Genomic DNA, 11,455 nt, shown 5'->3' with positions numbered 1-11,455 from the left:
ACTAACTATCTCTTTTGTGTTTTAATCGATAATCGAGATTTATAATGCTCCGACACTTACGTCAAAATATTTGAATAGTTCTACTGAATGCTCCGTAGACTTACCACGAAGTAGTTGACTTCTTTTTAATTCAAAAAACATATTCATCGCACATTATTTTAAAAGTAAGCACGCTGTTATACGCGTATTGTGAGATTTGTATTTAGGTTCTAGCTTTGGAACATGAAGAAAAATTGTAGAACATAATTAGTATGTGCGTAAAATTCTTGTTTTTTTTTATCATCATGAAAATAACTCAGGATGAAAACGTATTAATTTACGTTCAAGTACGCTGAATTCTGTCCTATTTTTAAAGTTCATGACCTATTTTGAAAGTTTGTCTGTTTTTAAAAGTCGTTGTCTTTTTTCGTAATTAATTACCCCGAAAACTCCTATACTTTTATCCCGTTAGCTAACACAAACATTTTTAACAGCCAGATATGGCTAGTTATTAATACTTAACCATTTAATATTTTTATTATGAAAAAAATCCTAATTTTGGCAACATTAGCCCTCGTCATTAGTAGTTGTTCTAAAGATGAAAATAATGACTTTGAAGAAACCGTTAATCAAGAATTTACAGGTAAAGACATGTTCTACCTCGATGGTAAACTACAATCTGTAAGTTTTGAAGATGCAGACCCCAACACTTATGAACTAGTAATTCAGGGAGACCAAAGAATAGACGCTTTTTCCAGTGTAGAAGAGCTTGCTAAATCAAACTTTGATAAGAAAATCCATGATCAATTTTTGACTGTTACTTCTAGTACTCCACCAAGTACTGTAAATAAGTATAAGACTATAGAAGAACTGGAGTCAAGTTTTGTTGATAAAGCTCCTGTTATTTCAAAAAGTGCTACTGATCCACATGGTATTTTTGATCATCCCTTAGGAATTCAAAATCATTCAAATGAGTTAGTTTTTCATTATGTTCGTGCTGACATATCTTGGATGAATATTCCATTAAGAACTTCATCTAATGCGTACCTAGATATTTATGCGGTGTACCAATCAACTGGTTTAAAGAATTTTTACAACCAAGCTACAAGCTATCTTTTCCGAAGAAGTTTTACAATAAAAAATCATTCTAATAATACCAAATATTTATACTTAAGAAGAGCATCTGATAACACTTGGTTCTTCCAACAATTTACTCCTGGTTTAGAAGTGTCTAATCTAGTCAATTTTGATGTATCACAAATTTATGTGTTTTAAAAAAATAACTAATATAAAATTAAAGAATTATGAAATTTTTAAAAATTATAACAATAGGTCTACTATTAATGACATTGAATTCATTTGCTGCAAATCCAATGTCTTGTAGTGACAGAACAGAATTAAGTGAAAGAACAGATTTAATAGACAAGATGAAAGAAGATAAAGATGTATTTTCTTTAATATTTAAATCTCAAGTTTATGCATTATTAGCAACTATGGTTAATGATGCCGAAATAGCTTTGGAAGATAGAGAGCAAGTTGCCGCTTCTAAAAGAGAATTAGTTGAAGATATTTATAAAAATAAAATGAATGTCGAAAATAAATTCCCAGAATTTTCTAAGTTGAACAAGGAAGAAAAAAGTAAGGTTATGCAGAAAATAACAAAAGCAATAAGTAATAAACTTAAAACAACCATGGGATGTTTTACATTGGGAATTGCTGGAGAAATAGCAGCCTGTGGTGTTCCTGCACTTACTGGCTGGGCATTGACGAAATGGAACTGGTGTATGGCGACAACATTAGTTGGTGATGTAGTTGTAAGTGCTTCAAATCCAGAAGCTGCCGTTATTGCTGTAGAAGATGGTGCTTTTGAAGCAGTCATGGAATCAGAATTGTCTTTTTGTGGTAAAATTGCTACAGGACTTAATGTTGGTTGGGCAGGCGTAGCCAATTGTTTGTACACTGCTTCTATAGGAGTCATTACAGGTTGTATTGCTACTTTAGCTTGGTAGATTGGTCATCATTAATCCAAAAAAGGCTATTTGAAAAAGATTTTCAAATAGCCTTTTTCTTTTCTAGAACATTGGTGGATATAATGATCATTTTTTACGACATATTAAGAAACAAAAAATATAACTCCTGAAAGCCTAAAAATTATACGATGTTAAGGATTAATACACACTAAAGACTCTTTGCATTCCTAATATTTTACCTTTGTTTTGAAGAAAATCACTTGGAAAAAGCGGAAGAGGAGGCTGAAGAAAAATAATTTTAAGTTGTACTTTTATTCGTTCGTTCATGGTTGATAAGCCATTTTTTGCGTTCAATGCCGCCGCCATATCCAGTCATTTGTCCATTTTTTCCAATCACTCTGTGACACGGAATGATAATCGCAATTCGGTTGTATCCGTTTGCCGAAGCAACTGCTCGTACCGCTTTCAGATTTCCGATATTTTCTGCTTGTTGTTGATAGGAAGTTGTAACTCCGTAAGGAATTTGCCGCAAACAACTCCAAACTTGCTGCTGAAAGTCCGTTCCTGGCGTTTCTAGCTGGACTTCAAACTTTTTTCTAGTGCCTTCAAAATACGCTTCAATTTCTTTTTTTGCTTGCGTAATGTGTGCATTCTCCCCAAAAATAATCACAGCTTGCAATCGCTTTTGCAAGTCTTTAAACTCCGTTTCCAACATACGTCTGTCTACAAATTCCAGCAAACACACACCATGTTCCGTTGCACAAATAAACATTGGTCCTAACGGAGTTGTGAGTCGGTTGATGAGAATGACATTCTTGTCTTTGCTGTGTTTGGGCGAGTTTCCAATAAGTTTTTTAAACGTATAGCCAAAACCACTGAGCGATTCATAACTACTGTCAAAAGCGGTATGTGTGGTATTTTTTCCTTTTTTTAGTTCTTAAAAGGCATTGTTAATTCGGTACATCCGTTGATACGCTTGAAAGGTCATTCCGTAATTTTTTTTGAACCATCTGCGTACCAATTCTGGGCGTATGTGTTGCTGTTTGAGTTGAAAATCAGTTATTTTTTCTTTGGGATTATTTTTTACCAAAGCGATTGCTTTTTCAACCTGTTCAGGAGCTTTGTTGGCGTTTTCTGTGGGTTTGCATATTTTACACGGTCGATATCCATTATCCAACGCTTCTTTGAATGAGGTGTAGAATTCCACATTTTTTAGTTTGGGTTTTCGGGCGCGACACGTAGCTATACAAAACACAGAAGTCGTTTTCACTCCGACATAAAAAATACCGACAAAATCTTGTTTTCTATCCAACAATGCTTGGTAATACGTTGCGATTTGCTGCTGATTTGTAATGCGCATCTTAAAAGATAGATTTGAATGAATTTTGATTGCGTACCGTTTGTGTCATTTCTTCAAAAGTATGATACATCGTATCGAAAAGAAAATTTCCCATACTAATTCGTTTCACGCCCAAACTAGCGAGCGTTTCAAAATTGGGTAAATTTGGCATACACATTACGTTGATAGGCAAGTGTGTAGCCGCAACCATAGCTTTGATATCACTTTCAGTTTCGATACACGGCAAAAATATTCCGTCAGCTCCTGCTTTTTCGTACAATGCTATTCGCTTTTTGGTAGCTTCTAAAGTGTTTTCAACGTCTAAAAGAAAGGTGTCAATACGCACATTGATAAACATTTTGATGTTTTTGTTGGTTAACTGTGCTTTGACTTCCTGTAACGTTTCTGCAAAATCGTTTTCATTCAGCAATACTCTTTCCTCAGTCACCAAACTATCTTCCATATTGATTCCCACAACTCCGAGTTTCGCCATTTTTTTGATGTGATTTGCAATTTCTGCTGGTTTTCGGCTGTAGCCAGATTCCAAATCGACCGAAACAGGCAACTTCGTATTCGCCGTGATTCGTTTTACGATGTATTCCAATTCTGAAAACGTCAATTCTTCTCCGTCGTTGTATCCCAACGTAGCGGCAATTGCCGAACTTGAAGTCCCAATTGCTTGAAAATTTAGTTTTTCTGCGATTTTGGCGCTTGGCACATCCCAAACATTCGCCAATACCAATGGTTTTTCTTGATAGTGTAATTTTGTAAACTCCATTTGTTTCTTTTTGCACAAAGTAAAGACGCATAAATCTTGACTGCAACCGAAAACTGAACAGGTATTTTTTAGAAAAAATCTTCCCAATATATTCTTAATGAATCATCCTTTTTTAAGATAACTTTATCAGTCTATTAAAGCAATTTGCACCCTATATTTTATAAATTACGATTGCATATTCTTTTCATTTTCAGACGATGTAAATATTTTTGAGAATCAACAAAAAAATCAATTTATGAAACATTTTAATGTAGCACTTGTACTCGTGTTTATTTTATCTTTTACCCTAGTAAACGCGCAAAACGATGCCAAAACAGATGAAAACAAGAAAACAGTTTATGATTACAACACAGACGCAACTTCCAAATTTAGCCTTATCACTTTTGGTGGTGTTGGATACGCAATCATGGACAACGAAAACCAACCTGATTATAATTTAGATGCTAGCACGGCAGATATTTTACTGCATTATACCATTGGGAATCGCTGGGGAATTGCTACGGGACTTGGTTTTAACAGACTTTCTGGGAACGGTTTTGACAGCGCAGGAAACAATTTTTATCATACACGTGGAACACTAAAAATTCCAGTATTACTAAGTGGTAATTACAATTTGTCAGAACGTGTACGTTTGATAGGTAATATCGGTTTGTATGCACAAACCATTATAAAAGACGATTTTGAATTTGCGGGCGGTGTTTCTGTAGGCGATGTTTATGAAGGTTGGGGATTTGGTTTGCAATCAGGAATTGGACTTTCGTACAATATTGATAGTAAAATCAGTTTGGGAATCATGATTAATACGCAAGGTGATTTTAATAGAGGCTTTAAAACAGAAGCAACGACCAATCCTCCTGTAACACAAAAAATTAAAAGTATCAACACGGTGGGATTGTTATTTAATTGGAATCTTTGATTGTTGGGTGTTGGGTTTTAGGTTTTGGGTTTTGGGTTTTGGGTGTTGGTTTTTTTAAACTTTTAAACTTCATACCTCAACTCAACCAATTTTTAAAATCTTTGACACGCTCGCGACTTACAATGATGTCTTGCTCACGGTAGTTGTGCAGTTTTATTTGTAAGCGTGAGTTGGTGTAACTGATGATGTCTTTGATGGCGTTGATATTGACGTAGAATTTTCGACTAACGCGATAGAAAATATCTGGAGACAATTCATCTTTTAAATTTTCCAATGACGTTTCTAGTAGATAGTTTCTGCCTTCTACTGTGTGTGCGTACGTTCCTTTGTTTTCACTGTAGAAACACTCAATTTCATCTATAGGAATCATTTTTAAATGCTGTCCGACTTTCACCGTAAAACGCTTTTTGTACGTTCGCTCAATCGGATTGACTAACAGTTTTTTAATGTCCTCAAAGTTAAGTTGTATGTTTTGTGCTTTCGGCACGCGCGCTTTGTATTTTTCTACCGCAACCACAAGTTCGTCTTCGTCAATTGGTTTGAGTAAATAGTCAATACTGTTCAATTTAAACGCTTGCAAGGCATATTCGTCGTACGCTGTTGTAAAAATGATCGCTGATGTAATGTCAATAACTTCAAAAATTTCAAAGGACAATCCGTCAGAGAGTTGAATATCTAAGAATATCAAATCAGGATGTTCGTTATTTTGAAACCATTCCACAGCTTCTGATACAGAATGCAACATGACTTCCACATGTATTTCTTCGCGCTCCAACATTCGATAGAGTCGTCGTGCAGATGGTTTTTCGTCTTCGATGATGATTACTTTCATTTTTTTGGTTTTGGGTGTTGGGTGTTGGGTGTTGGGTGTTGGGTTATGCTGAGCCTGTCGAAGCATTGTTGATTTGAAAACTGTCAACTAGCAATCTACTCCCAATTGCGGCGCTTGTCTGACATGTATTCTTTAATCTTGCGTTCTTCCCACTTTTTTCCTAATAACATATCAGGTCCAAAGATGCCTGCTGCGTGAAACGCCAATCCGATTCCCCAGAAAAAAGCTGTTGAAAAGTGACCGAATTTCCAAAACGTTTCGCCTTCGTCAATATTTATCGCAATTAAAATTAGTATAAACGTGTTAATGATGACATACGAAGCTAAGTGTCCGTAGAAACCTTTGAGTTTTTCTACTTTTTTTCGTGCGCGCAAATAGGCTTCTTCCTTTTTGTAATCGCGGGTATACGTATCTGATTCTTCTATATTTGATGGTAATCGTTCCATGATTTTTCTTTTTTGTATTTGTCTAAATTTTTAAAGATTAGTACCAATCTTGACGCTTTTCTTCCTCCATATATTCTTTGATTTTTTGCTCTTCCCATTTTTTGCCTAGCACGCCATTTTCCACAAAAACATTGAACGCATGAAACGCCAATCCAATGCCCCAAGCCAACCACACAATGAACGTTCCGATGTCAAAAAAAGCTTCTTGAAAAGTTTCTCCATTATCCATGTTTCGCATTATTTTTTTAATGCTGATAAATAAATTCACACAGATGTACACCAATAAGTGAATGTAAAATCCTTTGATAGCATCTACCTTTTTTTGTGCGCGTACATACCTTTCGGTTTGCGCTCTATTTTTGTTGTCTTTTAGTTCCATCGCTGACGTTCTTCTTGTTCCATAAATTCTCTAATCTTGCGTTGTTCCCAGTTGCGTCCAAATTTTCCTTCTTCAAAAAACACACTCATTGCGTGAAACGCCAATCCGATTCCCCAGCCAAACATTGGAAACCAAAACCATTGAAATTCCCAGCTTGTTTTCCAGTTAACGAATGCTAAAAACGGAATTACCAAACAGTACGACAATAGATTATAATAAAACTCTTTGAGCTTTTCTACATGCTTTCTAGCTTCAATATACTTATCGTCGAGTCCACTTTCTCTTTGTGGTATGACTTCATTTCTCATAATTTCTCTTTGTTTTGTTAGCATCGGAATTGCTACTTGAAAATCCGATGTTGTTTTGTTGATATATACTTGGCGATGTGTGAGTAAATCGTATCGTTGTCGGATATTATTTAACCCTACGCCACTACTCTTTTTTACAATTTGTTTTTCTTGAAGATTGTTTTCAATGACTAAATTTCCACCATCTTCATATATTTTGATGTGTAACGGATTTGACGGCGTTACCATATTGTGTTTTACAGCATTTTCTAAAAGCAATTGCAATGATAAAGGCACGACTTTGCTTTCCGGATTGCTTGCCTTTTCGGGTGCTTCAAAAATGATGCTGTCTTCAAAGCGCATTTTGAGCAAACTCATATAGGTTTTGGCAAATTGCAATTCTTCATCAACGGTAACAAGCTCTTTGTTTTTCTGTTCTAGCACATAGCGATACACTTTGGAAAGTCCGGAAGTAAATTTCTGCGCCTGACGCGGATTTTCATCAATTAAAGAACTTAGCACGTTTAAACTGTTGAACAAAAAATGCGGATCGAGTTGATTTTTTAAGGCATCAAACTGTGCCGAAGCGGTTCCTGCAATGATTTTTTGTTCGGTAACCTTCTTTTTTTGCAATTCTTTATAGAAAAACAGCGCGTGAAAAAACACCGAGAAAAAGATGGTTATTAAGAGAATCTCAAAATAATCTGCGAGATTTTCTCCTTGAATAAATTCTTCATACGTTTTTCCATTAATGAGTATTTCATGTACCATTCGCACTAAAAAAACCGTAAAAATGGTCAACAAAATAGAACCTATAATTCCAATCAACAGTCGATAACGTTGTGCTTTTTTATTCCAAACAATGCCTTTATCCAAATAGTCAAAATAATAGGAATTCACCACACTTATCGGAATGGAATACAAGCATATCACTCCCAATCGAATGAGCAATTCTTGATTGAATTGCACCGTATTTCCACTCGCATACACTGAAATAATTTGCACTCCGCATATAATAAATCCGATGATAATTCCGATAAAAATAACTTTACTAAATGCTTTCATAGTGCTTTGTTTGGTTACCGTTTTCCAAATATACTAAGGATTTTTAAACGACTGTTTTAGTTTTTGCATTCTTCCACCAGTTGTGTAGCGCGCTCTTTTCCCCAATTGGGACTAAAATCGTCTTTTTTTGTTGCTGTTTCAAACAAGGTTTTGGCTCTTTCCAATTCTTTGCAAAACGGAGCTGTGTCTTTTCCGAAGTAACGCGCACTTCCTATTTCCCACTCGGTTTTGGTAAGAACCACTCTCGGATTATTTTTGTCGAGAGCATATGCTTTTGCGTAGATTTCACTCACTTTGGGCGCATACTGCATTCCGTAGGTTGCTCCGTCGTACGCTACCCAAACCGTGTACAACATGGCTTGCAAAATCATGATTTCTGGGTTGTTTGGTGAAATACTAGTAGCATGATCGATTTGTGCTTGTGCTTTTTCTAGCTGTTGCGCGAGTTTGCTTTTGTCTTTAATAGCAAATCCGAGCATTACATTAATTCGCGCTGCATGATACGATGGCAACCATTCCGTTGGCGTAGCCGCAGAAATACGTTCAAATACATTGGCGGCTTCTACCGTTTTCTTTTCTTTTAATAGAGAAAATGCTTTCTCCATTCCTTTCTCATACTTGCTTTGGGCGATTGCCAAACTTCCGATGAGCATACAACTTACTAGTAAAACTATTTTTTTCATGGTGTTGTTCATTTTTTTGATGATTGATTTTTTTAAAATTGAATTCTCAAATGATTGAAAAAACATACTCGATAATGATAAATACAATACTGATCATTTTTTGATTGATTTTTTACACTGAACTACGTCGTAGTGTTATTGATAGTTCAAATATCTCATAAACTGTAGCCATAGAAAAAAAGAAACTACTGAATTGTGATTTTTGAGGGATGAATTGTTTTTTTGGATAGGTTTTGGGTACTAAAAGCTTTGTTGACCATATAAAATAAAGCCAAAAGCAAAGCGTCCCAACACCCAAAACCTAATACCTATATTTAGGTATTTGATAGCATTGTGGTTTGTGTACTTTTAAAATAACATAACCAATCATACCTTTATCATGGAGTTTTCAGTCGTTTTAGCTTATTTTTTAGTCATCACAACATGGCTACTTTTGAGCTATCATTTTTTAGTGATACTTCTTTTTAGCTTTAAGGACAAAGCTTTCATGAAGTACAAAAGTATTCAAAGAGTACAACAGTTTTTGTTGATCCTACTGTTCATTGGAATGATGGTTTATCAAAACATGGCAATGCATATAAAAACACTATCCGTAATTCCGTGGATTTGGGGATTTTTGGCTGGACATGTATACATCACACAAAAAAAACGTTGGCTGCATGAATTGTTAGGTTTTGGTTTGTTGATTGCCATCACGATTATTTTATTTTTTAAGCAAACAGAAATCATTCAATTCATCACACAACAAGACATTACGAATATTATTACCGAAATTCATCTTGTGTATGTTGTTGCTGGATTTGTGTTGGGAATGCTTCTTTGGGCAAGAACATCTTCATCGTAATAGTATAACAGCATTTATTTTTAAAAACTGTATTTTAGCTGTTTTCCTAAAAAGCTGCGCATAATGTTTAAAAATTTTAAAGAGTTACCCATTGAAATCATATTTGTGACATTATACAATTTGATGCAAACTGGAATAGTCATGTATATTTTCATATTGGCGTTTCCAGTTGGTTGGTATTTTGGGAGCTTTATTGTGTTGGTGCTTACGCTGAATTATTTTTTATTACTGAAAAGAAAAATAGCGTGGAAACTGTTACTCATCTGGTATATCATATTAACTATTACATTTAGTATTCATAGTGAGGCAATTCGTTTGTGGTTTGACATGAACTACGGAATAGATTTCACATTAAGTTTGACAATTAGCGAAACTTTTAAAATTGGCGTTGATGTAATCACATTAATTCCGCTTGTAGTCCATTTTTCTGCGCGAAAATATTTTAAAAAGAAAACGGCTATTGATGAAATTGACGATATCGCAAAAAATCCAGATATTCAATAATAAAAAAAACACCACAACATATACGTTGCGGCGTTTTCCATGGTAAATAATTCTGATAAATTACTGTACGTAAATTGCTGTTTGTCCAAATTGAAAGTGAATTGGCACATGCCCTGGATCGGCTTTGAACATGTATAAATCTTCTACTGGTTTTTCAAAAACCATGATGATATCCGAGCCTCCAAATCTGAATTTTCCGAATTCTTGTCCTTTGACAACCGTATCGCCTACAGCAATGAGTCTTTCTGCTGGAACGCCTGCTGGTGGATTGTCTTTCGTGTACATCATCACACCAGAAACTTGCGCCATCCCGATAGGTAAAATAGCTACTTTCCCAACTTTGTCGCCGCCATCTACAATAATCAATCCGCGTGCTTGCGTGAATTCGTAACTATCTTCAGCGCCGTCTGGTGCGTCCCATTGTCCGTCAATCATTTCTACATTCAAATACACTTTTCCTTGAATGTCTTTAATTTCTAATACTTCTCCACTCACTGGCGTATGAAAACGGTGATAATCGTACGGTCCTAAAAAGTAATGCACAAACGTTCCACCGTAAAAATCGCTCGCATATTCGCTATTTGCTAACAATTCGTCAATCGTTCCAATAGCGTGTGTATGTTTTAAACGATCTTTCGTTGGTTGTCCATCCTTTCCTAATACATTTCCTTCGGAATCAATTTTATAATCTTGTTTAAAAGTACAATCTGCTGGAGCGACTACCGTTGTATTGTCGTTTGGTGCCGCAATTGGACGTAACGGCGTGATTCCTGTTTTAGCATCTGCATCATTAAATTCTCTGTAGAAAAACTGATTAAACGTTGTCCAAGAAGATGAATTTTTAGCGTACAGCGGATAATTATACATCGCATTATGCTTAAACGAATACAAGCTTTCTTTCGTTAGCGAATCTGTCGTATCTAAGAAACTTCCCCAAGCTGTAGCAAATTTTACCAACCAATCTGCAAACTCTGGAAAACTCTGCATTGACAAATTGGAATCTGGTACTTTTTGGTCGACCAACCAATAGAATTGACAGAGCAAATCGTACACTTTTTGGTTGTAACCGTTGGAAGTATCCGTACTTTTCCAAGCATTTGGATAATTTGGATCATCGCTTTCGTCGGGCACCAAGCGCACATACATGTCTAAATAATCATAATAATGTTCAATCGTAATTGGCCATGCATTGCCGTTAAACACATCGTTATACGCGTTGTATAAATCTGAATTTAAACTTGTTTCTGCCGAAATTCGCGCTGCCAATAACGAAGCTTCCAAAGCAATTTTCATTGGCGGATTGGCATCCAACAATGTTTTTAAATCTTGCACAACGGCATCGTGTGTGTGAACTGAGGTATTTTTCATTGTAATAAGGTTTAGTTTTATAATACTCAAATATAGAGTCTTACCCTTTTTGATATAAGCGTAGA

Annotated in this window: 14 protein-coding genes; 5 read left to right on the top strand and 9 right to left on the bottom strand. The window is 35.5% G+C overall.

Translation table 11 applies throughout. The features are described 5' to 3' along the window. Window positions 1-519 precede the first annotated feature (519 nt). Window positions 520-1,254 (top strand): hypothetical protein, encoded by a 735-nt coding sequence (locus C8N46_RS07670; RefSeq protein WP_108114298.1) that lies wholly within the window; start codon window positions 520-522, stop codon window positions 1,252-1,254. A 29-nt stretch (window positions 1,255-1,283) separates the two neighbouring features. Beyond that, the gene (locus tag C8N46_RS07665; protein WP_108114297.1) at window positions 1,284-1,988 is read left to right on the top strand and encodes a hypothetical protein; all 705 of its coding nucleotides are present in this window, start codon (window positions 1,284-1,286) and stop codon (window positions 1,986-1,988) included. Between the two features lie 259 nt (window positions 1,989-2,247). Here the strand turns inward: C8N46_RS07665 and C8N46_RS20810 are convergent, their stop codons facing one another. The 3 genes from C8N46_RS20810 to C8N46_RS07655 form a co-directional block, all read right to left on the bottom strand. After that, window positions 2,248-2,751, bottom strand: coding sequence for a methylated-DNA--[protein]-cysteine S-methyltransferase (locus tag C8N46_RS20810; protein WP_262498072.1), 504 nt, complete (start codon window positions 2,749-2,751; stop codon window positions 2,248-2,250). 135 nt (window positions 2,752-2,886) lie between these two features. Next, window positions 2,887-3,309 (bottom strand): Ada metal-binding domain-containing protein, encoded by a 423-nt coding sequence (locus C8N46_RS20805; protein WP_211314480.1) that lies wholly within the window; start codon window positions 3,307-3,309, stop codon window positions 2,887-2,889. Between the two features lies 1 nt (window position 3,310). Next, complete coding sequence (locus C8N46_RS07655) at window positions 3,311-4,066, bottom strand: isocitrate lyase/PEP mutase family protein (RefSeq protein ID WP_108114296.1); 756 nt, start codon at window positions 4,064-4,066, stop codon at window positions 3,311-3,313. A gap of 235 nt (window positions 4,067-4,301) precedes the next feature. On the opposite strand from C8N46_RS07655, the gene C8N46_RS07650 reads away from it, so the two are divergent. Continuing rightward, complete coding sequence (locus tag C8N46_RS07650; RefSeq protein ID WP_108114295.1) at window positions 4,302-4,982, top strand: porin family protein; 681 nt, start codon at window positions 4,302-4,304, stop codon at window positions 4,980-4,982. Between the two features lie 76 nt (window positions 4,983-5,058). Here the strand turns inward: C8N46_RS07650 and C8N46_RS07645 are convergent, their stop codons facing one another. The 5 genes from C8N46_RS07645 to C8N46_RS07625 form a co-directional block, all read right to left on the bottom strand. After that, a complete protein-coding gene (locus tag C8N46_RS07645; RefSeq protein WP_108114589.1) occupies window positions 5,059-5,814 on the bottom strand; it encodes a LytR/AlgR family response regulator transcription factor in 756 nt (251 codons plus the stop codon). Window positions 5,815-5,909: 95 nt separating this feature from the next. Further along, the gene (locus tag C8N46_RS07640) at window positions 5,910-6,260 is read right to left on the bottom strand and encodes a 2TM domain-containing protein (RefSeq protein ID WP_108114294.1); all 351 of its coding nucleotides are present in this window, start codon (window positions 6,258-6,260) and stop codon (window positions 5,910-5,912) included. 37 nt (window positions 6,261-6,297) lie between these two features. After that, the gene (locus C8N46_RS07635; protein ID WP_108114293.1) at window positions 6,298-6,639 is read right to left on the bottom strand and encodes a 2TM domain-containing protein; all 342 of its coding nucleotides are present in this window, start codon (window positions 6,637-6,639) and stop codon (window positions 6,298-6,300) included. Further along, the gene (locus C8N46_RS07630; protein ID WP_170110072.1) at window positions 6,630-7,991 is read right to left on the bottom strand and encodes a 2TM domain-containing protein; all 1,362 of its coding nucleotides are present in this window, start codon (window positions 7,989-7,991) and stop codon (window positions 6,630-6,632) included. Before C8N46_RS07630 ends, C8N46_RS07635 begins: the two co-directional genes overlap by 10 nt. Before the next feature lie 56 nt (window positions 7,992-8,047). Further along, a complete protein-coding gene (locus C8N46_RS07625; RefSeq protein ID WP_108114587.1) occupies window positions 8,048-8,674 on the bottom strand; it encodes a hypothetical protein in 627 nt (208 codons plus the stop codon). A 565-nt stretch (window positions 8,675-9,239) separates the two neighbouring features. Between C8N46_RS07625 and C8N46_RS07620 the strand changes: the two genes are divergently transcribed. Both C8N46_RS07620 and C8N46_RS07615 read left to right on the top strand, forming a co-directional pair. Then, on the top strand, window positions 9,240-9,518 hold the full coding sequence (locus C8N46_RS07620) for a hypothetical protein (protein ID WP_146169760.1): 279 nt from the start codon (window positions 9,240-9,242) through the stop codon (window positions 9,516-9,518). A 141-nt stretch (window positions 9,519-9,659) separates the two neighbouring features. After that, window positions 9,660-10,022: a hypothetical protein gene (locus C8N46_RS07615; RefSeq protein ID WP_146169759.1), complete on the top strand. Its 363-nt coding sequence runs from the start codon at window positions 9,660-9,662 to the stop codon at window positions 10,020-10,022. 60 nt (window positions 10,023-10,082) lie between these two features. Here the strand turns inward: C8N46_RS07615 and C8N46_RS07610 are convergent, their stop codons facing one another. Next, on the bottom strand, window positions 10,083-11,390 hold the full coding sequence (locus C8N46_RS07610) for a phosphatidylserine decarboxylase (RefSeq protein WP_108114290.1): 1,308 nt from the start codon (window positions 11,388-11,390) through the stop codon (window positions 10,083-10,085). Window positions 11,391-11,455 lie beyond the last annotated feature (65 nt).

This window comes from Kordia periserrulae (genome assembly GCF_003054265.1).
Classification (GTDB): Bacteria; Bacteroidota; Bacteroidia; order Flavobacteriales; family Flavobacteriaceae; genus Kordia; species Kordia periserrulae.
Note: the sequence above shows the minus strand (reverse complement) of the source record. Positions and strands in the feature narration are given on the sequence as shown.